This window comes from Noviherbaspirillum sedimenti (assembly GCF_003590835.1).
Classification (GTDB): Bacteria; Pseudomonadota; Gammaproteobacteria; order Burkholderiales; family Burkholderiaceae_D; genus Paucimonas; species Paucimonas sedimenti.
Genome location: NZ_QYUQ01000002.1, coordinates 1,641,413 through 1,660,894 on the forward strand (window position 1 = coordinate 1,641,413; position 19,482 = coordinate 1,660,894).

At 61.8% G+C, this 19,482-nt stretch carries 20 protein-coding genes and 1 tRNA gene; 9 read left to right on the top strand and 12 right to left on the bottom strand.

Going from position 1 to position 19,482, the window contains the following annotated elements; translation table 11 throughout:
• The first annotated feature begins 1 nt into the window (after nucleotide 1).
• The 4 genes from D3878_RS07710 to cobA are packed head-to-tail and all read left to right on the top strand — an operon-like array spanning nucleotide 2 to nucleotide 3,759.
• Nucleotides 2–712, top strand: coding sequence for a phosphoadenylyl-sulfate reductase (locus D3878_RS07710; RefSeq protein ID WP_119787763.1), 711 nt, complete (start codon nucleotides 2–4; stop codon nucleotides 710–712).
• Nucleotides 713–751: 39 nt separating this feature from the next.
• Nucleotides 752–1,687, top strand: coding sequence for a sulfate adenylyltransferase subunit CysD (gene cysD / locus D3878_RS07715; RefSeq protein WP_119784934.1), 936 nt, complete (start codon nucleotides 752–754; stop codon nucleotides 1,685–1,687).
• Nucleotides 1,688–3,013: a sulfate adenylyltransferase subunit 1 gene (locus tag D3878_RS07720; RefSeq protein ID WP_119784935.1), complete on the top strand. Its 1,326-nt coding sequence runs from the start codon at nucleotides 1,688–1,690 to the stop codon at nucleotides 3,011–3,013.
• 11 nt (nucleotides 3,014–3,024) lie between these two features.
• A complete protein-coding gene (gene cobA / locus D3878_RS07725; protein ID WP_119784936.1) occupies nucleotides 3,025–3,759 on the top strand; it encodes a uroporphyrinogen-III C-methyltransferase in 735 nt (244 codons plus the stop codon).
• 58 nt (nucleotides 3,760–3,817) lie between these two features.
• On the opposite strand, the gene D3878_RS07730 is transcribed toward cobA, so the two are convergent.
• From D3878_RS07730 to lptF, 3 genes are read right to left on the bottom strand one after another with little or no spacing between them, the layout of a single operon-like run.
• Nucleotides 3,818–4,195: a sirohydrochlorin chelatase gene (locus D3878_RS07730; protein WP_119784937.1), complete on the bottom strand. Its 378-nt coding sequence runs from the start codon at nucleotides 4,193–4,195 to the stop codon at nucleotides 3,818–3,820.
• A 1-nt stretch (nucleotide 4,196) separates the two neighbouring features.
• Nucleotides 4,197–5,345 carry an LPS export ABC transporter permease LptG gene (lptG, locus tag D3878_RS07735; RefSeq protein WP_119784938.1) on the bottom strand — a complete coding sequence of 383 codons (1,149 nt, stop codon included), beginning with the start codon at nucleotides 5,343–5,345 and terminating at the stop codon, nucleotides 4,197–4,199.
• Nucleotides 5,342–6,475: an LPS export ABC transporter permease LptF gene (gene lptF, locus D3878_RS07740; protein ID WP_119784939.1), complete on the bottom strand. Its 1,134-nt coding sequence runs from the start codon at nucleotides 6,473–6,475 to the stop codon at nucleotides 5,342–5,344. Before lptF ends, lptG begins: the two co-directional genes overlap by 4 nt.
• Before the next feature lie 37 nt (nucleotides 6,476–6,512).
• Here lptF and D3878_RS07745 point away from each other — a divergent pair, with 37 nt between their 5' ends.
• Nucleotides 6,513–8,060, top strand: a complete 1,548-nt coding sequence (locus tag D3878_RS07745) for a leucyl aminopeptidase (protein ID WP_119784940.1) — start codon at nucleotides 6,513–6,515, stop codon at nucleotides 8,058–8,060.
• Complete coding sequence (gene xth, locus D3878_RS07750) at nucleotides 8,057–8,821, top strand: exodeoxyribonuclease III (protein WP_119784941.1); 765 nt, start codon at nucleotides 8,057–8,059, stop codon at nucleotides 8,819–8,821. The genes D3878_RS07745 and xth overlap by 4 nt, the downstream gene beginning before the upstream one ends.
• A gap of 145 nt (nucleotides 8,822–8,966) precedes the next feature.
• On the opposite strand, the gene D3878_RS07755 is transcribed toward xth, so the two are convergent.
• From D3878_RS07755 to D3878_RS07770, 4 genes are all read right to left on the bottom strand, one after another.
• Entirely contained in the window at nucleotides 8,967–10,145 is a 1,179-nt protein-coding gene (locus D3878_RS07755; RefSeq protein WP_119784942.1) for a substrate-binding domain-containing protein, read from the bottom strand.
• Nucleotides 10,146–10,178: 33 nt separating this feature from the next.
• The gene (locus D3878_RS07760; RefSeq protein WP_420799500.1) at nucleotides 10,179–11,393 is read right to left on the bottom strand and encodes an ABC transporter substrate-binding protein; all 1,215 of its coding nucleotides are present in this window, start codon (nucleotides 11,391–11,393) and stop codon (nucleotides 10,179–10,181) included.
• Nucleotides 11,394–11,588: 195 nt separating this feature from the next.
• On the bottom strand, nucleotides 11,589–12,908 hold the full coding sequence (locus D3878_RS07765) for a sensor histidine kinase (RefSeq protein WP_119784943.1): 1,320 nt from the start codon (nucleotides 12,906–12,908) through the stop codon (nucleotides 11,589–11,591).
• A complete protein-coding gene (locus D3878_RS07770) occupies nucleotides 12,905–13,567 on the bottom strand; it encodes a response regulator (protein WP_119784944.1) in 663 nt (220 codons plus the stop codon). Before D3878_RS07770 ends, D3878_RS07765 begins: the two co-directional genes overlap by 4 nt.
• 329 nt (nucleotides 13,568–13,896) lie before the next feature.
• Here D3878_RS07770 and D3878_RS07780 point away from each other — a divergent pair, with 329 nt between their 5' ends.
• Nucleotides 13,897–15,072 (top strand): M48 family metalloprotease, encoded by a 1,176-nt coding sequence (locus tag D3878_RS07780; RefSeq protein WP_147383905.1) that lies wholly within the window; start codon nucleotides 13,897–13,899, stop codon nucleotides 15,070–15,072.
• A gap of 69 nt (nucleotides 15,073–15,141) precedes the next feature.
• On the opposite strand, the gene D3878_RS07785 is transcribed toward D3878_RS07780, so the two are convergent.
• Nucleotides 15,142–16,164, bottom strand: a complete 1,023-nt coding sequence (locus D3878_RS07785; RefSeq protein ID WP_119784947.1) for a patatin-like phospholipase family protein — start codon at nucleotides 16,162–16,164, stop codon at nucleotides 15,142–15,144.
• A gap of 129 nt (nucleotides 16,165–16,293) precedes the next feature.
• Here D3878_RS07785 and D3878_RS23445 point away from each other — a divergent pair, with 129 nt between their 5' ends.
• A complete protein-coding gene (locus D3878_RS23445; protein WP_147383906.1) occupies nucleotides 16,294–16,785 on the top strand; it encodes a hypothetical protein in 492 nt (163 codons plus the stop codon).
• Between the two features lie 17 nt (nucleotides 16,786–16,802).
• Nucleotides 16,803–17,312, top strand: a complete 510-nt coding sequence (locus tag D3878_RS07790; RefSeq protein WP_233556269.1) for a YMGG-like glycine zipper-containing protein — start codon at nucleotides 16,803–16,805, stop codon at nucleotides 17,310–17,312.
• Nucleotides 17,313–17,369: 57 nt separating this feature from the next.
• Here the strand turns inward: D3878_RS07790 and D3878_RS07795 are convergent.
• The 4 genes from D3878_RS07795 to D3878_RS07810 all read right to left on the bottom strand — a co-directional run bounded on the left by D3878_RS07795 (nucleotide 17,370) and on the right by D3878_RS07810 (nucleotide 19,482).
• Nucleotides 17,370–17,444, bottom strand: a tRNA-Val gene (locus tag D3878_RS07795).
• 37 nt (nucleotides 17,445–17,481) lie between these two features.
• A complete protein-coding gene (dnaQ, locus tag D3878_RS07800) occupies nucleotides 17,482–18,186 on the bottom strand; it encodes a DNA polymerase III subunit epsilon (RefSeq protein WP_119784948.1) in 705 nt (234 codons plus the stop codon).
• A gap of 15 nt (nucleotides 18,187–18,201) precedes the next feature.
• Nucleotides 18,202–18,636 carry a ribonuclease HI gene (rnhA, locus tag D3878_RS07805; protein WP_119784949.1) on the bottom strand — a complete coding sequence of 145 codons (435 nt, stop codon included), beginning with the start codon at nucleotides 18,634–18,636 and terminating at the stop codon, nucleotides 18,202–18,204.
• 72 nt (nucleotides 18,637–18,708) lie between these two features.
• Nucleotides 18,709–19,482, bottom strand: coding sequence for a class I SAM-dependent methyltransferase (locus tag D3878_RS07810; RefSeq protein WP_119784950.1), 774 nt, complete (start codon nucleotides 19,480–19,482; stop codon nucleotides 18,709–18,711).

The following is a 19,482-nucleotide window of genomic DNA, read 5'->3' on the forward strand; positions in this document are numbered from 1 at the left end:
CATGAGCGACTATGACAAGCTGGTCGCCAGCACCAAGCTGACGCTTGGTCGCATCGCCACCGAGTTTACACCCGCCGTGCTGGCGTCCAGCCTGGCGGCGGAAGACATGGTGCTGACCGACATGATTTTGCGCAGCGGCCTGCCAATCGGTATCTTTACCCTGGAAACCGGCCGCCTGCATGCAGAGACGCTGGAGATGGTCGCACGCATCAAGCAAAACTATGCGTATGACGTGGCGCTGTACAAACCGCAGCCGGAGGCGATTGACGCCTACGTTGCCACGCATGGCCTGAACGCCTTTTACGACAGCGTCGAGTTGCGCAAGGAATGCTGCCGCATCCGCAAGGTCGAGCCGCTCAACCGCGCACTCGCGGGCAAGAAAGCCTGGGTCACCGGCCAGCGCCGCGCCCAGGCTGCCATCCGCGCCGAGTTGCACGTGCAGGAAGACGACGCCGCCCACGGCATGGTGAAATTCAATCCGCTGGCCGACTGGTCGGAGGAAGATGTCTGGCATTACATCCGCAGCAACGACGTGCCCTACAATCCGCTGCACGACAAGGGCTATCCCTCGATCGGCTGCGAACCCTGCACCCGCGCCATCCAGCCCGGCGAGGATATTCGCGCCGGCCGCTGGTGGTGGGAACAGCCGGAATCGAAGGAATGCGGCCTGCATGTCGTCGATGGCAAGCTGGTCCGGATCAAAGCGGTTTGAATGGACCTATCACATCAGTCATATCAGCGTGAACAACTTATGAATACAGCAGTCGATAAATTATTCCTGGACGCGGCCAGCAACCGCCATCTGGACTGGCTCGAATCCGAAGCCATCCACATCATGCGCGAAGTCGCTGCCGAGTGCACCAATCCTGCCCTGCTGTTCTCGGGCGGCAAGGACTCCGTGGTCTTGCTGCGCATCGCCGAAAAGGCTTTCCGTCCAGGTAAGTTCCCTTTCCCGCTGGTGCATGTGGATACTGGCCACAATTTCCCGGAAGTGATCACCTTCCGCGACAAGCGCGTGGCCGAACTGGGCGAGCGCCTGATCGTCGGCTCGGTCGAGGATTCGATCAAGCGCGGCACCGTGCGCCTGCGCAACCCCAAAACCGATTCGCGCAATGCTGCCCAGGCAGTCACCCTGCTGGAAACCATCGCCGAACACAAGTTCGATGCCTGCATCGGCGGCGCCCGCCGCGATGAAGAAAAGGCCCGCGCCAAGGAACGCATCTTTTCCTTCCGCGATGAATTCGGCCAATGGAATCCGAAGGCACAGCGCCCGGAACTGTGGGACCTGTATAACACCCGCGTGCATCCCGGCGAAAACATGCGCGTATTCCCGATCTCGAACTGGACCGAGCTCGACGTCTGGCAATACATCGCCCGCGAAAAGCTGGAACTGCCGCCGATCTACTTCGCCCACGAGCGTGAGGTCATCCCGCGCAACGGCTTGCTGGTGCCGCTCACCGACCTGACCCCGCCGAAGGAAGGCGAGCAGGTTGAAAAGCGCGTGGTGCGTTTCCGCACCGTCGGCGATATTTCCTGCACCTGCCCGGTGGCGTCCGACGCCGCCGATGTGGATGCCATCATCGCCGAAACGGCGGTCACGCAAATCACCGAGCGCGGTGCCACCCGCATGGATGACCAGACCTCCGAAGCCTCGATGGAAAAACGCAAAAAAGAAGGATATTTCTAAATGAACGCCGTGGTTGCAGAACAATCCAAGTCCGGTGCAGGTTCGAACGAACGCGGCCTGCTGCGCTTCATCACCGCCGGCTCCGTCGACGACGGCAAGAGCACCCTGATCGGCCGCCTGCTGTTCGACAGCAAGGGCATCTTCGCCGACCAGCTGGCCTCGATTTCGCGCTCCAAGCACAAGCGCACCGTCGGCGACATCGTCGACCTGTCGCTGCTGACCGACGGTCTCGAAGCCGAGCGCGAGCAAGGCATCACCATCGACGTGGCCTACCGCTACTTCGCCACGCCCAAGCGCAAGTTCATCATCGCCGACACCCCGGGCCACGAGCAATACACCCGCAACATGGTCACCGGCGCCTCGACCGCCGATGCCGTCATCATCCTGGTGGACGTTTCCAAGGTCAAGCTCGGCGACGATGGCAGCGTCGAGCTGCTGACGCAAACCAAGCGCCACTCGACCATTGCCCGCCTCTTGCGCATCGAGCACGTGATCGTCGCCGTCAACAAGATGGACCTGGTCAATTACGACCGCAGCGTGTATGACCGCATCGTCGCCGAGTATCAGAAATTCGCGCAGCAACTCGGCTTGACCGATGTGCACGCAATCCCGCTGTCAGCGCTGGCCGGCGACAACGTCGTCGAACGCGGCGACAATCTGTCCTGGTATGAAGGCCCGACCCTGATCGAGTTGCTGGAGTCGCTGTCGGTGTACGACGACGCCCACGAAGAGCCGTTCCGCTTTCCGGTACAGCTGGTGGCCCGCCATGGCGGCCATCTGGCGGACGACTTCCGCGGCTACATGGGCCGCATCGAAGCCGGCAAAGTGAGCAAGGGCGACAAGCTGGTGGTGCAGCCGACCGGTCTGACCGCGACCGTCAAGGATATCCTCACGCTGGACGGTTCGCTGGAAACGGCGCGCGCCGGCCAGTCGGTCACCCTGCTGCTGGAAGAGTACCTGGACATCTCGCGCGGCGACATGCTGGCCGCCGCCGACCAGCCGGCCACCGTGCTGAAGTCGGTGGAAGCCAACCTCTGCTGGCTGTCGGAGGAAGCGCTCGACCTGCGCCGCAAGTACTGGCTCAAGCACACCACCCGGCAAGTGAATGCGCGTGTCTCGAAGATCGAATTCCTGCTCGACATCAACACGCAGGAACGGCATGCTGCCGAGACCCTCAAGCTCAACGACATCGCCAAGGTCACGCTCAGCGTGCAGCAACCGCTGGCCGCCGACGCCTATGACGCCATCCGTGCTACCGGCGCCTTCATCCTGATCGATGAAGTCACGCATCAGACGGTCGCGGCCGGCATGATCCGTCTCGACTGATCCGGCCTGCCATGCCCCACTCCAAGGCAGCACCGGGCCCTGCCCGTCACGGCAAGGTCTGGTTGCTGGGGGCGGGGCCGGGCGCCGCCGACCTCATCACCGTACGCGGTGCGCACCTGCTGGCGCAAGCCGATGTGGTGCTGCACGACGCCCTGGTCACCGATGAAATGCTGGCGCTGTGCCCGCAAGCGGTAAAAATTTCGGTAGGAAAACGCTCCGGCCAGCGCTCGACGGCGCAGGCGGAAATCAACCGGCAACTGGTCGAATGCGCCGGGCAATACCAGCAGGTGGTGCGGCTGAAAGGCGGCGATCCGATGCTGTTCGGCCGCGCCGACGAGGAATTGCGCGCGCTGGAAGCGGCCGGCATCGAAGTGGAAATCGTCCCCGGCATCACCGCCGCACTGGCTGCCGCTGCTTCCGCCAAGCTGCCGCTGACCCGCCGCGGCGTCGCCCGCAGTGTCGCCTTTTTCACTTCCAGCACCGCCCCCGGCCATCCGGAAGAAACCACCCTGCCCGATTGCGACACGCTGGTGCAGTACATGGGCGGCAAGGAAGCCATCGCCACCGCGCGCAACCTGCTGGCGCGCGGCGAAGCCCCCGGCCTGCCGGTGGTGGTGGTGGAGAACTGCAGCCGCGCCAACGAGCGCATCATGCATCTGGATCTAAGTGAGCTGGAACGGGGCCTGGAGGCATGCCAGGGGCCGGTGCTGGTGATGATCGGCGCGGCGCTGGCGCCGCGCGGCTAGGAAAAACTGCCAGCCCTGCCAGCCCATCAAGGCCTCAGGCGTGCGGACGGTCCAGCGTTTACTGCGTGTCCAGGCTGGCCACGCAGTAAGCGGCGATCGCTTGCAGCACGCTCTCCGCCTCGCCAACCGCGCTGGCGATCCGAAAGCGGACCGCCGGATAAGTTTGCCGCAGCGCTTCCACCATCGGCGGCAGATCGCGCAACACATGGCCGCCCTGGCCGAAAAACACCGGCACCAGCGTGACATCGTCGCAGCCTTGCGCGGCCAGCGTCTGCACCAGTTCGGGCAGGCGCGGCGGCATCAACTCCAGAAAAGCCAGTTCCACCGCAACCCCTGGCAACTGCCCGCGCAACATCTCGCGCAGGCGCTCGAACGGCACAGCCCATCGCGCATCGCGCGCGCCATGCGCAAACAGGATCAGGGCCCGGGTCGCCATCCTAGTGTCGCTCCACCCACCACAGCGCACCGATCGCCATCAGCAGGAACAAGGTGCTTGGCAAGGCCGCCGTTGCAAACGCCGGCCAGGTATTGATCAGGCCGAGGTGGGAAAACAGGTTGTTCAAGAGCTGGAAAGCCACGCCGATCATGATGCCGGAGAAAATCTTCAGGCTCACCCCGCCGGAACGGAAATGCATGTAGGCGAATGGCAGCGCCAGCGCCAGCATCACGAATACGGCGAAGGGATAGACCACTTTTTTCCAGAAGGCGATTTCGTAACGGCTGGTGGCCTGGCGGTTTTCCTCCAGGTGGCGCGTATACGCCGCCAGATCCTTGGCCGACATGCGATCCGGATCGGCGAACACCACCGACAGGATGTCAGGCGTGATTTCAGACACCATGCGGTAGGCATCCAGCTGGCGCATGGTAATGCCTTCAGGGCGCCCCGCATTCGTCCCGGGCTGTACGAAGGCATCGGCGGCAAACTGCGTCTGCACCACCTGGCGCAGTTGCCAGGCCTGGTCACCGAGGTAGCTGGCACTGACGGCGCTCAACATCGCTTTCAGGCGGAAGTCATGGTCGAACTCGTAGACGCGCACGTCATTCAGCAAGCCGTCCGGCTGCACCTGGCGCACATTGATGAAGCGCGAGCCAATCACGGCGCCGCTGCCATCCTCGGCCTTGACGGTATCCTTGGCCCACAGGCCGGAGCGGAATTCCTGGGAAAGGTTGGCGCCCTGCGCGCGCAGCTTCCACTTCTCGGCCATTTCGCTGGACTTGGGCGCGATCAATTCACCAAACAGGATGGTGAGCACGGCGAAGACCAGGCCGATCTTGGCCAGCATCATGCCGGCGCGCCAGGTCGACATGCCTGACACCCGCATGATGGTGAATTCAGAGCGGGAGGCCAACTGCGACAAGGTATAGATCGTGCCGATCAATGCCGCGATCGGCATCAATTCGTAGGCATAGCCCGGCAAGCCCAGCAGGACGTACACCAGCGCACCCTGGAAGGTATAGCTGCCATGCCCCACCGCTGACAACTCGCCCATCATGTCGAAAAACGCAAACAGCGCCAGGAAGGCCACCAGTACGAACAGGACCGACTTGAAGATTTCCGACAACACATATTTTTGCAAGGTCTTCATGCTTGTGCCTGCCTCGGCGTCACGCCGCGCTTGAAGCGGGCCCACAGCGCCAGCGGATGGTATGGGTTGTTGACATTGATGCGCCACGAGAACAGAAACACTGTGATCAGCAGCGCCGCCGCATGCACCGGCCACCATCCCAGGGCGAACGACAGTTTGCCCTGCACCACTGCCACCCGTACCACGCTGATCAGGTTGCTGTAGACAATCGCCAGCATCAGGGCGACCAGCAGATTGGCGGAACGGCCGCCGCGCGGATTGACGAAACCGAGCGGGATCGCCAGCAGCATCAGCAGCAATGCCATGAACGGTGTCGCCATCCGCCACAGCAACTCGCCCCGGTTGAAACGGTCAGGATTGGCCAGCAGCGCCTTCGTCGGCAATGCCCGCGACGAAGTGTCGCCGACCAGCGCCTGCGACTGGCGCGAGATCAGCAGGCCATAGCGCTCGAATTCCATCAATTGAAAGTCCGGCTGGGTCGGCATGCCGTCATAGCGCCGGCCCTGGTGCAGGACCAGAAACTTGTCGCCATTGCGGTCGAGCTCGGTAGTGCCTTCCCTGGCCACCACGATGCTGGTCTTGCCGTTGGGCTCGCGCGTATTGACGAAGATGTTGCGCACCTTGTCAGCCGCGCCGGAAATCCCTTCGACAAAGAACACCCGGTCCTGCGACGAGGATTCCTGGAAGCGGCCCGGCGAAACACGGGCGATATCCTCGCGGTTGGCGAAGCGTTCGCGGAATTCGGCGCTTTGCTCATTGGCCCAGGGCGTGACGATGAAGCTCAGCATTCCGGTCAGGAACACCACCGGCAAGCCGAACGACAAGACCGGCTTGATCCAGCGCGTCAGACCGAGGCCGGACGCGAACCAGACCACCATTTCGGAATCCTGGTAGCTGCGCGTGACCACCAGCAGCACCGAAATGAAACCGGTCAGGATCAGGATGTACGGCGAGTAGGACAAGGCGGCAAAGCCCAGCATGGCGACCACATCCGCCGAGGCGATCTTGCCGCCGGCTGCCTGGCCGAGGATCTTGATCAAGAGGATGGTGACGGTAATCGTAAACAGCGTCGTGAAGACTGCGCCGGCTATGCTGATCAATTCGCGTCGAAGAGCGCGTTCGAAAATCATTGACTATATAATTGGGGGATCAACAAGGGAGAATGGCATGGACTTTAGCATAAAATCATTCGACGCAAAAAACCCGGCAGGTGCGCTGAAGACCGGTTGCCTGGTGGTCGGCGTCTTTGAAGATGGGAAACTGTCCGACGCCGCCGCGCAAGCCGGCCGAAAAGGCGAACTGAGCGCGGCAGTCAAATCCGGCGACATCAGCGGCAAGCCCGGCACCACCCTGCTCCTGCGTAACGCCGGCGGCGCCAATGGCGGCACGGCCGAACGCATCCTGCTGGTTGGCCTGGGCAAGCAGGATGCCGTCACCGACAAGAATTTCAACAGCGCGCTGCAAGCCACAGCACGCGTGCTGGCAAGCCTGGGCGGCGGCGATGCCGTCATCGCCCTGCCGTGGGAGCAAGTCAAGGAGCGCGACCTGTTCTGGGCGGTCCGCGGCGGCGTCCTTGCCCTGCGCGAGCAGGCCTACCGCTTCGACGCCATGAAAAGCAAGAAGGAACCGGTATCGCAGGGCGTGAAGAAAATCGCTTTCGCCGTTGCAGCGCAAGCGCTGGCGCCAGCCAGGGTGGCCCTGGCCGAAGGCGTGGCGGTGGCCAACGGCATGGATCTGGCGCGCGACCTCGGCAACCTGCCGCCCAATGTCTGCACGCCGACCTACCTCGCCAACACGGCCAAAAAGCTGGCACGCGAATTCAAACTCGGCGTCGAAGTGCTCGACCGCAAGCAGATGCAGGCGCTGAAAATGGGCAGCTTCCTGTCCGTCACCCACGGCACCGTCGAGCCGCCCAAGTTCATCGTCCTCAAGCACGAAGGCGGCAAGGCCAAGGAGGCGCCGGTAGTCCTGGTCGGCAAGGGCATCACCTTCGATTCCGGCGGCATTTCGCTCAAGCCGGGCGGCAGCATGGATGAGATGAAGTACGACATGTGCGGCGCCGCCTCGGTGCTCGGCACCATCCGTGCCATCGCCGAACTGGGCCTGAAGCTGAATGTCATCGGCGTCATCCCCGCCACCGAGAACATGCCTTCCGGCAGCGCCACCAAGCCGGGCGACGTCATCACCTCGATGTCGGGCCAGACCATCGAAGTATTGAACACCGATGCCGAGGGCCGCCTGATCCTGTGCGATGCGCTGACCTATGCGGAGCGCTTCAAGCCAGCCGCGGTGGTGGATATCGCCACCCTGACCGGCGCCTGCATCACCGCGCTCGGCCACCACAATTCCGGCCTGTTCACCCGTCACGATGCCGCCCACGACGCCCTCGCCGATGAATTGCTGAGCGCCGGCCGCGCCAGCGGCGATACCGCCTGGCGCCTGCCGATCGAGGACAGCTACCAGGAACAGCTTAAATCCAACTTTGCCGACATGGCCAATATCGGCGGCGCCCCGGCCGGCAGCATTACCGCCGCCTGCTTCCTCGCGCGCTATACCAGCAAATATACCTGGGCCCACCTCGACATCGCCGGCACCGCCTGGAAAAGCGGCGCCGCCAAGGGCGCCACCGGACGCCCGGTGCCGCTGTTGACGACCTTCCTGATCCGCCACGCACAGGCACAGGCATTGACGGGCAAAGGCAAGAAGGCCGCATGAAGCTCGCCACATGGAACGTCAACTCGCTGAAGGTGCGCCTGCCGCAAGTGCTGCAATGGCTGGCGGAAAATCCGGTGGATGTGCTCTGCCTGCAGGAGACCAAGCTCACCGACGACAAATTTCCGGTCGCCGAAATCGAGGCGGCCGGTTACCAGGTCGCCTTCACCGGACAAAAGACTTATAACGGCGTGGCGATCCTGTCGCGTCATCCGATGACCGAAGTCGTCAAGGGCAATCCGCATTTCGAGGATGAACAACAGCGCCTGATCGCCGCCAGCATCGACGGCATGCGCGTCATCTGCGCGTATGTGCCGAATGGCCAGGCTCTTGATTCCGACAAGTACGGCTACAAGCTGCGCTGGCTCGAGGGCCTGCGGCACTGGCTGGCCGAGGAACTGGCGGCGCACGACAAACTGGCCATCCTGGGCGACTACAACATCGCCCCGGAAGACCGCGACGTCCACGACCCGGCAGCCTGGGAAGGTAATGTCCTGGTCTCGCCACCCGAACGCGCAGCCTTCCGCCAGTTGCAGGACATGAACCTGAAGGATGCCTTCCGCCTGTTCGAGCAGCCCGACAAGCTCTTCAGCTGGTGGGATTATCGGCAAATGGCGTTCCGCCGCAACATGGGCCTGCGCATCGACCACATCCTGCTGTCGGCGCCGCTGGCAACGCGCTGCAGCGCCTGCGTCATCGACAAGGTGCCGCGCAAGTGGGAACAGCCCTCCGACCACACCCCGGTCGTCGCCACGCTCGACTGATCCCCCTCGACGCCGGGGAACACTTCCCCGGCACAAATCCGGCAGCCAATAAAAAGCCTCCCGCTTGGGGAGGCGCAAAGTTCCGGCAGAGTCGTTTCTGCCGGGAGTGGCCGGCCCGTCGCAGCGGGCCGGCCTGGAGCAAGCATTAACGCTTGTTGCGGATAGGAATTTCCATTTCTTCCGGCTTGATTTCGCGCACCAGTTCAGGCACGCCCCAGACGAATGCCGGGTCGTTCTTGATCTTGAAGTGGTACATCGATTGCATCGCCTGATGGTCTTCCTTGCGGAAAGTCATCTTGCCCTTCGGCGTATCGAAGCTCAGGCCTTCCATGGCCGCGATCAGCTTGTCGGTGTTGGTATCGCCACCGGTCTTCTTGAGCGCTTCCACCACGGCGATACCGGCTGCCATGCCGCCAGCCGTGAAGAAATCAGGCGGGGTCTTGTAGCGCTTGTAGTGCTCGGTGTTCAGCCAGTTGTTGATCGGGTTTTTCGGGATGCCGTAGTAGTAGTACAGCGCGCCTTCCATGCCCGGCAACTTCTTGTACGCGGCCATCGCCGGCAGGATGTTGCCGCCGGTGGAGATTTCAATGCCATAACGCTCTTTGAGGTTCATGTCGGCAAACTTGCCGAACGGGTCGCCACCACCGGCCCACATCAGCCACATGATCTTGCGGCCCGGCGCGTCTTTCAGCTTTTCGATGATGCGCTGCGCGCTGGCGGTGAAGTCGGTGGAGGTCGGCGGCGCGTATTCTTCATGCACCAGCTTGGCATTCTTGATGGCGCCCTTGAACGCCTTGATGCCGTCACGGCCAAAGGACGAATCCGGGGCGAAGGTCACGATGGTGGTGCCAGCCTTGTCGATGGCCACGGCGTTGGAGATGGCGTCCTGGGACGAATTGCGGCCGGTACGGAAAATGTACTTGTTCCACTTTTCACCGGTGATGGCGTCGGCCACGGCCGGCTCCACCAGCAGGATCTTCTTGAATTCTTCGGCGATCGGCAGCATGGCCAGGGCCACGCCCGAGTGGGTCGGGCCGACGGCGATGTCAGCCTTGTCATCCTGGTAGGCGGCGGTCAGCTGGGCCTTGCCGATGTCGGGCTTGCACTGGTCATCCTTGTCGATCAGCACCAGTTTGTTGCCGTTGACTTCGTTGGTGCCCTTGGTGGCGTATTGCAGGCCGAGTTGCAGGCCCACCTGGGTTTGCTTGGCGTAGGCTTCCAGGATGCCGGTCTTGCAGTAAATGTGGGCAATCTTGATGTCCTTTGCTTGCACGGATGCAGCGGCGCACATGATGGCCAGGGCGGAAAGTACGTGACGTTTCATATGATTGGTGTCCTTGTTATTTTAAAATGAACATTACTTCCAGAGGGCGCACTTGGACTCGGCCTTGCTCATGTAGGCCTGGTCACCCGGGATGGTCTGCACCACCTTGTAGTAATCCCATGGATATTTCGACTCGGCCGGCGTCTTCACCTGCATCAGGTACATGTCATGCACCATGCGGCCGTCCGGACGGATCACGCCATTCTTGGCAAACATGTCGTTGACCTTGGTCGCCTTCATCTGCGCCATCACCTTGTCGCCATCGTCGCTGCCCACGGCCTTGACCGCGTTCAGGTAGTGCATGGTGGCCGAGTAGTCGGCCGCATGCAGCATGGTCGGCTCTTTCTTGGTCTTGGCAAAGAATTTCTTCGACCAGGCGCGGGTGTCGTTGTTCAGGTCCCAGTACCAGCCGTCGGTCAGGTACATGCCCTGGGTCAGGTTCAGGCCCAGCGAGTGGATGTCGGTGATGAACACCAGGAGACCGGCCAGCTTCATGGTCTTGGTGATGCCGAACTCGTTGGCCGCCTTGATGGTGTTGATGGTGTCGCCGCCGGCATTGGCCATGCCCAGGATCTGCGCCTTGGATGCTTGCGCCTGCAGCAGGAAGGACGAGAAGTCGGAGGCGTTCAACGGATGCTTGACCTGGCCCTTGACCACGCCGCCCTGCACCTTGACGACGTCCGCGGTGTCTTTTTCCAGCGATGCGCCGAAAGCATAGTCGGCGGTCAGGAAGAACCAGTCCTTGCCGCCGTTCTTGACGATGGCGCCGCCCGTGCCGCGTGCCAGCGCCACGGTGTCATAGGCGTAGTGCACGGTGTAGGCGGTGCAATCCTCGTTGGTCAGACGCGAAGAGCCGGCGCCGATCGAGATGAAGGGTTTTTTCTTTTCCGCGGCCAGCTTGGCCAGCGCCAGGTTCACGCCCGAGTTGGTGCCGCCCAGGATCATGTCGACGCCTTCGCGGTCGATCCATTCGCGGCCCTTGCTTGCTGCGATATCGGCCTTGTTCAGGTGGTCGGCGGAGACGAATTCGATTTTCTTGCCGTTGAGGGTGCCGCCGAAATCGGCAATCGCCATGCGCACGGCTTCAGCGCCGTTGGGGCCGTCGACGTCGGCGTACACGCCGGACATGTCGGTGATCAGGCCGATCTTGATGGTATCGCCGGAAATCTGCGCCGAGGCGGGAGCGGAAATGCCCAATGCAAGGGTGCCAAATACAGCGGCGGTCATGACTTTCATCGTGTTGCGCATGCTTTCTCCAATTCAATGTTTATTATTTAAGTGCCAAGTTCTGGCGTGCAACAATTATTGATCTATGCCACAAGCAAAAATTTGACTTGCCAGCCAGAACATGTACCAGAGGCAAGGCCATCATAGGTGGGGAGATTTAAAACAGACTTAAAATTTTGTATAAAAGAAAACACTGTGGAAAGAATATGACAAGTATTAAATTTCCGCTCGGAAAATAACTTCCGCATGCAAGCCGCGCTTGCCGCTTGTACCGTTACGCAAGCGGATTTCGGCGCCATGGGCGTTGGCAATCTGCCGCACGATGGCCAGTCCCAACCCGCTGCCTTCGGACGGCGTGCCCGGCACCCGGTAGAAGCGGTCCATGACACGCAGCAGTTCTTCGTCCGGGATCCCTGGCCCGGTATCCTCGACCACCACGGCGAAGCCGCCGGGGTACGCCTGCACCGAGATATCCACCAGGCCGCCGGCAGGGGTGTAGCGGACGGCGTTATCGACCAGGTTGTTCAACATGATGCGCAGCGATTCCGGATTGCCGTGGACGTGCGCCGACGTCGGATCAGCGGCCTTGACGCCAAGATCGATGCCGCGATCGACGGCAATCGGCGCGAAATAGACTGCCACGCAGTGCACCAGCGCCACCAGGTCGATGCGGTCGCTTACCCGGCGCGGCACCGCCGGGTCTTGCCGGGCATGGGTGAGCAACTGGTGCACCAGGTGGCTGGTACGTTCCAGCCCGCCCTTGAGATCGGCAAAGGCCTGGCGGCACTCCTCGTCGGTATCGGCGCGTTCGGCCAGCTGGACCTGCAGCTTGAGGGCCGTCAGCGGCGTCTTGAATTCGTGCGCCGCATCGGCGATGAAGGCGCTCTGGGCGGCGGCGGCACGGCGCAGGCGCGACAGCAGCGCATTGAAGGCATGCGTCAGCGGCTGTATTTCGCGCGGCAATTCATAATCGGGAATATCGTTCAACGCATTGGCCTCGCGCGACTGCACCTGCGCCGCCACAATCTTGACCGCGTCCAGGCTGCGCCCCACCGTGACCCAGATCAGCACCGCCAGGAAAGGCAGCAGCAGAATCAGCGGCGCCACCGTGCGCAGCGCCACCGACGCCGCCAGCTCATGGCGGGCGCTGGCGAGCTGCGCCACCTGCACGATGGTTTCGCCCAGTCGGGCGTTATAGATGCGCCATTCGGTTTTCTCCACATATTGGTCGTGGAAGCCGGGAATCATGGGCTGCGGCAGGTTGACGATACCGTGCGAATTGTAGAGCCGGAAACCGTTGGCGCTATCCCAGACCTGCACCACGAAATCGTCGCGCTGGCTGTTCTGGTTGGTGCGGGTGGTGGCGACCGGCCCGGGCGGCTGCGGCAGCGACGCCACCATCTGCTTCATCTGCTTGTCCGACAGCTCGTTGGCTTCCTGGCGCGCGCGGTCATAGACCACCGCCGCCGCCAGCCCGATGGCGGTCGAGACCCCGACCAACAGCCACACCAGCAGCGTATTGCGAATCGAATTCATGCCTGGCGCGGCACCATGTAGCCGACACCGCGCACGTTCTTGATGAAATCCGCACCGAATTTTTTACGCAGCGAATGAATGTACACTTCCAGCGTATTGCTGCCGACGTCGTCATCCCAACCGTAGATTTTTTCACCCAGCTGCGACAGCGACAAGACCGCGCCGGGGCGGTCGAGGAAGGCCGCCAGCAACGAATACTCGCGTCCCGACACTGCCACCGACTGGCCCCTGAAGCTGACCTCCCGGCTGGCCGGATTGAGCGTCAGCTCGCCCTGCCGGATCACCGAATCGGCACGCCCGGCCTGGCGCCGCAACAGGGCGCGGATGCGCGCCTCCAGCTCCTCGAAATCGAAAGGCTTGACCAGGTAATCGTCGGCGCCGGCGTCCAGCCCCTTGACGCGGTCGCACACCGCGTCGCGCGCGGTCAGCACCATGATCGGCAGGCGGTTGCCGCCCTGGCGGATCGACACCAGCACTTCCAGCCCGCCCTTCTTCGGCAAGCCCAGGTCCAGCAGCATCAGGTCGTAATTATCGTTCTCCACCGCCAGCTCGGCGGCGCGACCATCCTGCACCCAGTCGACGGTAAAGCCGTCCTGGCGCAAGGCCTTGCGCAGGCCTTCGCCCACCATCGAATCGTCCTCAACCAATAACAATCGCATGGGTACCCGCCAGATCAAATCAACACGTGAATTATTGTACGGACAAATCACGGATGGGTGTCAGGGGTATGACATGCCTGTGACAGAATGCAACAGAATGCATGTGCGTGCTTATGCTCATGCTTATGCTTATGCTTATGCTTATGCTTATGCTTATTCGCACTTCGTTTACTTTACGACGGTACAGTGTCCAAACCCTTCGGCTCCGACTACACTGCTGGCGAGTCTGTAAGGCCACGAGGAAAAACCGCCTTAAGCCTGACCTAAGAAGCCATCCATAGAATGAAAGCCTGGTCATTTCAAAAATGGTTTCCTGCAGGAGAAAACCATTGAATCACCATCCCGGATTAGGCCAGCGAGTCTTTTCACCACACTACAACAGGCCGCTTGCAATTAGCATCCTGTGCGCGATGCTGGCTGGCTGTGCCGTCGAGCAGCCGCGCCGGCAGGTCGTCGTGCCGACACCGGCGCCGACACTGGCGCCGATACCGACACCCGCGCCAGTCACGCCCAATCCTGCTCCCGTCCCAGCCACGCCCGCGCCGGCAACGATACCGGTTGCGCCGCTCACATCACCCATGCCGCCCCTGGCACCGACGCAAGCTCCCCCCGCACTGCCCGACAAGGTAGCCATCCTGCGCAGCTGGGCCGAACAACAGGGCCGCCTGTACCGTGTCGCCGCGCCGCTCCTGATCAACAATACCGAACTGTGTCCGCGCCATGCGCGCAACCTGCTCGGCTTCACCGCCAAGACCCGTTACGCCTACACCGATGAATTTGCCGAAACGGCGCAGTCCGCGCTGGGCCTGGATGAACGTTTGCGCGTCATGAACGTGCTGCCGGGCAGCGGTGCCGAACAGGCGGGATTGCAGAAAGGCGACGCCCTGCTCGCAATCGAGATCGAACCCTTGCCGCAAGGGCGTGGTGCGGAGCGCGCAAGCGCGTCGATCATCGCCTCGGAATTGCAAGGGCGCAGCAGCATCAGCCTGACGGTATTGCGCGACGGCCGGCGCGTCGTGCACGATATTTCCTTGACGCCCGCCTGTGCGATGGTGATTGACCTCGGCAATACCGACTTGGCAGACAGCTACGCCGACGGCCAGCGTGTCATGGTCACGCGCGGCATGCTCGATTCCGTGGCTTCGGATGAAGAGCTGGCCTACGTGCTGGCGCAGGAAATCGCCCACAACATCCTGGCGCAGGAACCCCGTCAGGACATGGTTGCCGCGATCGACCGCCTGCACGCGCTCAAGCCGCCTGCAGACAATGGCACCGCTGCCGGCGATATCCCGACCTATCCGGCCGACATCGAACTGCGCACCAGGAAGCTGGCCCTGTACCTGCTGGCACGGGCTGGCTACGGCATCGATCACGCTTTGGATTTCTGGCAAAGGATGGCGAATCCACCTGCCTCGGATGAATTTTTTACCGAACTGGAGCAGACTGTCGGGGCGATCGCGGCCAGGAAACAACTGGGCGAGCCGCTCGTGCCCGAACAGCCGTAATCCGTCGAGCGTAAATCGATACAGGCACCATGCGGGCGCCTGGCATCTGCTTGGGCCGGCGCAAGCCGGTCAAACGATTTTCTTCTTGCCTGGCCGGCTGTCCATATCCGGCCCCGCGATTGGTTTGGTATCCCCATGCGGGGCTTCGTGCCCGTAGCCGGGTTCATGCTCGATCTGCTGGCGACTGAAGGCCCGCGCGGCACGTGCCTTTCCTAGCGAAATCATCTCCTCGGCGCGCCAGAATTCGTGAATCTGGCAGGCGTTGTGCGGAATTTCGATGACCACGTCGGGCGAATAGGCGGCCAGCTTGAAGCGGGTGATCGCGGCCTGCATCGTATCCATCGCCTTCAGGGCCACGTCCACCATGCCGATCGGCGGCGTGGCGCCGGCCTGGATTCGCGCCAGGCTTTCCATGAAGCCGAGGATGCGCCTGCGGTAAGGGGGAGGTGCCGCCTTGGCCTGCGGCGTCGGCATCGATGTCGGCGTCGAAGGCTGCAGATGCGCATGCGGATGCGCCAGGCGGGTTTCGTCGCGCCCGCTGAGGCCGACCACCACCGTCAGGTCGGTGCGGTCGTTGAGCGTGGGCGCAATCGGCACCGGATTGACCGTGCCGCCGTCGATCAGGAAACGTCCACCGATCTCGAACGGCGTGAAGATCATCGGGATAGCGATCGAGCCGCGAATGGCGTCGAACAGATTGCCCTTGCTTAACCAGACTTCCTTTCCTGTATGAAAATCCATCGCCACCGCGACGAAGGAGATCGGCAGATCTTCGATATTGACGTCACCGATCAGCCGGCGCAACTGTTCGATGATGCGATCGCCCTTGATCAGGCCGGCGCGGCTCAAGGCCGGATCGAGCAGGCGCACCACGTCCATTTTCTGCAGCGTACTCACCCATCTGGCGTAACGATCCAGCTTGCCGGTGGCGTAGATTCCGCCGATCAGGGCGCCGATCGAGGCGCCGGAGATCGACTTGATTTCATAGCCGTTCTCGACCAGCCAGTGGATTACGCCGATATGCGCGAAGCCGCGCGCCCCGCCGCTGCCAAGCACGAGAGAGACGGTTTTTGGATCGTTCTTGGCTGTCATTGAGAAAGGATTGCGTTGTTATATCGAAAGAAATTTACCACGACCGGCGTCCGGCCTGCAGGCTGCCGCAGCTGAACGATGGCGGGCAACACCAGTCTAATTTTTTTAATTCATCCTATCTTGATGCACATGATGAAACGGCTTCGATTCGTTCTCATATCACTGATGCTTGTCGGTGTCGGCACATGCGACATCGCTGCGGCCCGACCTGGTCATCACAACCATTACCATGGTCATGGCCGGGTGCACGCCCACGTCGGCGTGTATGTCGGGCCGGCGATTGGCTGGAACTGGTACCAGCCGGCACCCTATGCCTACTCACCATACACCTATTCACCATACACCTATTCACCATACACCTATTCACCATACACCTATTCACCATACACCTATTCGCCCTATAGCTATTCGCCCTACTATTACCCGCATTCCCCCACCGTCGTGGTCGTGCCGCCGGCGCCATCTGCCTACATCGAACATGCGCCGCCGGATCAGGGGCGGCAGGAACAGCTTGCGCCGAACGACTGGTACTACTATTGCAAAAAACCGGAAGGATATTATCCCTACGTCAGACGCTGCCCCGGCGGCTGGCAACGGGTACCGGCCCAGCCCCCACGGTAAGGAATAAGGAAGCATCCATGTTGAAAATAGCAGGCAAACTTGCCGCAACGACCGGCCTCATCATGCTGGGAGCGTGTGTCTCGATGCCGGACGGTCCCAGTGTGATGGTGCTGCCGGGAACAGGCAAAAACTTCGAACAGTTCCGCACGGACGATCTTGTATGCCGGCAATTCGCGTCGCAGCAAATGGGCGGCGCCACCGCCTCCGGCATCGCCGCTGACAGCGGCGTGCGCAGCGCTGTGGTGGGAACCCTGCTGGGCGCCGCCGCCGGCGCGGCGATCGATGGCGGTCGCGGTGCCGGTGTCGGTGCCGGCGCGGGCATGGCCATGGGCGGATTGAGCGGAACGCAGACGGCGCAGGCCTCTGCCTATGGGGCGCAGCAGCGCTACGACGTCGGCTTCATGCAATGCATGTATGCGAAGGGCCACCGGATTCCGGCCGGGGGACGGTTCACCTCCGGCTTCACGGCGGAACAGCCGCTGATGCCGCGAGATTACTATCCGCCGCCGCGCAGGATGGCGCCGTAAGGAGTGGGCAAAAGAAAGGGACGTATAAAGCCAAGCCTTATACGTCCCTGAATTCGTTGGTGGGCGGTGCAGGGTTTGAACCTGCGACCCCTGCCGTGTGAAGGCAGTGCTCTACCACTGAGCTAACCGCCCAACGCGGCCGCAATTATGGCACAAAAGCTGCGCAGGATCAATCGGCTTTCTCGGCGCGCCAGATACAAGCCCCCTTGGACTCCTTGTCCACCTTGTCCAGCGTGGCTTCATGCAGGGCCAGTTCGTCTTCGCTGGCGGCCAGCACGATGATCTCTTCCAGGGCAGCGAATTCGACGCCGCCGCCCGCGCGGCCGTTGGATTCCCCGAGATCGATGGAAAAGCTCTCCTGCCCGCGCGTCATTGCAAGATAGACCTCGGCCAGCAATTCGGCGTCCAGCAAGGCGCCGTGCAGGGTACGGTGGGCGTTGGAGACTTCATAGCGGTCGCACAGCGAATCGAGCGAATTGCGTTTGCCCGGATGCAGGGCTTTGGCTTGCGCCAGCGTATCGGTGATCTCGCCGACATGCGTGACGAAGCGCGGCAGGCCGAGGCGATCGAATTCAGCGTCGAGAAAGGCCAGATCGAACGGCGCGTTGTGGATGATGATCTCGGCATCCGCGACGTATTCGCGGAATTCTTCAGCGATTTCAGCGAACTTCGGCTTGTCGCTCAAAAAATTCCTGGTCAGGCCGTGCACCGCCAGCGCGCCCTCTTCCGAATCGCGCTCGGGATTGATATAGCGGTGAAAATTATTGCCGGTCAGGCGGCGGTTGAGAATTTCGACGCAGCCGATTTCAATGATGCGGTTACCTTCGCGGGCATTGAGGCCGGTGGTTTCGGTATCGAGAACGATTTGACGCATGGTAGGCAATCCTCTTTAGCGCAACGACTCGACGCCGCGGTTGGCCAGGGCATCGGCGCGCTCGTTGCCTTCATGGCCGGCATGCCCCTTGATCCAGCGCCATTCGATACTGTGCTGGGCTTGCGCGGCGTCGAGCGCCTGCCACAGGTCGACATTCTTGACCGGGGCGCGGGCCGCGGTTTTCCAGCCGCGCGCCTTCCAGCCATGAATCCATTCACTGATGCCCTTTTGCACGTACACGCTGTCGGTATGCACGATCACTTCGCAGGGGCGCTTCAAGATCAACAGGGCTTCGATCACGGCGCGCAATTCCATGCGGTTATTGGTGGTATTGGGTTCGCCGCCAAACAATTCTTTTTCATGGCCGTCGGCCAGGAGCCAGGCGCCCCAGCCGCCACGACCGGGATTGCCCTTGCAGGCGCCATCGGTATAAATTTCGATTTTTTCCACAATATAAATTAACAAAGAAAGTGAGCGGGGACGCAGGGTGCGCTCCCGGTTTAATGAATTCTACGAATTTTTTTATTTTACTCGACGAATTTTATTGGTTGCCGGCATGCCTTGCGGCATCTGGGCGCTACGCTGGGTCCAGGCCGGGCCGATCAGGCGCATGCCCTTGACCCGCTTGATCGCCTGCACCATGTACACGGCGCCGAGATAAGGCCACCAGCGCTCACCCGCTGCTTCCATGAAGCTGAAGCGGTTGAGCCACTTTTCCCGGCGAAATGGCGGCGCATAACAACCGAAATAGCCGCGGTTGACGCCGAGATCGAGCAATTTCATCCAGTCCTTGATGCGTGGCATGCTGATGAATTCGGCATGTTGCGGCAGGAAATTCGCCCCCGACAGACGCCCGGTAACTTGCCGCGCGCCCCACATGCTGGCCGGGTTGAAGCCGCAAATGATGACCTGACCTTCCGGGATCAGCACCCGTTCGACTTCGCGCAAGACCTGGTGCGGCTCGGTAGCGAATTCCAGCACATGCGGCAGGATTACCAGATCCAGGCTTTGCGAGGCGAACGGCAGTTCGGCGAAATCGTGCACCACCACCACCGGCGGGCGGGCCTCATCCCCATCTACTGGCACCCGTATGTCGGACAGCCACTTGTTGGGCATGCGGTTGGCGCGCAAGGCATCGATCTGCGGCATGCCGACCTGCAAGGCATTGAAGCCGAAAATGTCGGAAGTCAAGGCATCCAGCCGCGTCTGTTCCCAGGCGCGCACGTAGCTGCCCAGCGGCGTTTGCAGCCAGGAGCCAAGCGTTATAATGGGTCTTTCGAACGATAAGTGTTGCAT

Excerpts from the sequence above, each read along its gene's own strand:
- D3878_RS07710 (WP_119787763.1), top strand. The coding sequence starts at position 2 with ATGAGCGACTATGACAAGCTGGTCGCCAGCACCAAGCTGACGCTTGGT.
- cysD (WP_119784934.1), top strand. The coding sequence starts at position 752 with ATGAATACAGCAGTCGATAAATTATTCCTGGACGCGGCCAGCAACCGC.
- D3878_RS07720 (WP_119784935.1), top strand. The coding sequence starts at position 1,688 with ATGAACGCCGTGGTTGCAGAACAATCCAAGTCCGGTGCAGGTTCGAAC.
- cobA (WP_119784936.1), top strand. The coding sequence starts at position 3,025 with ATGCCCCACTCCAAGGCAGCACCGGGCCCTGCCCGTCACGGCAAGGTC.
- D3878_RS07730 (WP_119784937.1), bottom strand. The coding sequence starts at position 4,195 with ATGGCGACCCGGGCCCTGATCCTGTTTGCGCATGGCGCGCGCGATGCG.
- lptG (WP_119784938.1), bottom strand. The coding sequence starts at position 5,345 with ATGAAGACCTTGCAAAAATATGTGTTGTCGGAAATCTTCAAGTCGGTC.
- lptF (WP_119784939.1), bottom strand. The coding sequence starts at position 6,475 with ATGATTTTCGAACGCGCTCTTCGACGCGAATTGATCAGCATAGCCGGC.
- D3878_RS07745 (WP_119784940.1), top strand. The coding sequence starts at position 6,513 with ATGGACTTTAGCATAAAATCATTCGACGCAAAAAACCCGGCAGGTGCG.
- xth (WP_119784941.1), top strand. The coding sequence starts at position 8,057 with ATGAAGCTCGCCACATGGAACGTCAACTCGCTGAAGGTGCGCCTGCCG.
- D3878_RS07755 (WP_119784942.1), bottom strand. The coding sequence starts at position 10,145 with ATGAAACGTCACGTACTTTCCGCCCTGGCCATCATGTGCGCCGCTGCA.
- D3878_RS07760 (WP_420799500.1), bottom strand. The coding sequence starts at position 11,393 with ATGCGCAACACGATGAAAGTCATGACCGCCGCTGTATTTGGCACCCTT.
- D3878_RS07765 (WP_119784943.1), bottom strand. The coding sequence starts at position 12,908 with ATGAATTCGATTCGCAATACGCTGCTGGTGTGGCTGTTGGTCGGGGTC.
- D3878_RS07770 (WP_119784944.1), bottom strand. The coding sequence starts at position 13,567 with ATGCGATTGTTATTGGTTGAGGACGATTCGATGGTGGGCGAAGGCCTG.
- D3878_RS07785 (WP_119784947.1), bottom strand. The coding sequence starts at position 16,164 with ATGACAGCCAAGAACGATCCAAAAACCGTCTCTCTCGTGCTTGGCAGC.
- D3878_RS23445 (WP_147383906.1), top strand. The coding sequence starts at position 16,294 with ATGATGAAACGGCTTCGATTCGTTCTCATATCACTGATGCTTGTCGGT.
- D3878_RS07790 (WP_233556269.1), top strand. The coding sequence starts at position 16,803 with ATGTTGAAAATAGCAGGCAAACTTGCCGCAACGACCGGCCTCATCATG.
- dnaQ (WP_119784948.1), bottom strand. The coding sequence starts at position 18,186 with ATGCGTCAAATCGTTCTCGATACCGAAACCACCGGCCTCAATGCCCGC.
- D3878_RS07810 (WP_119784950.1), bottom strand. The coding sequence starts at position 19,482 with ATGCAACACTTATCGTTCGAAAGACCCATTATAACGCTTGGCTCCTGG.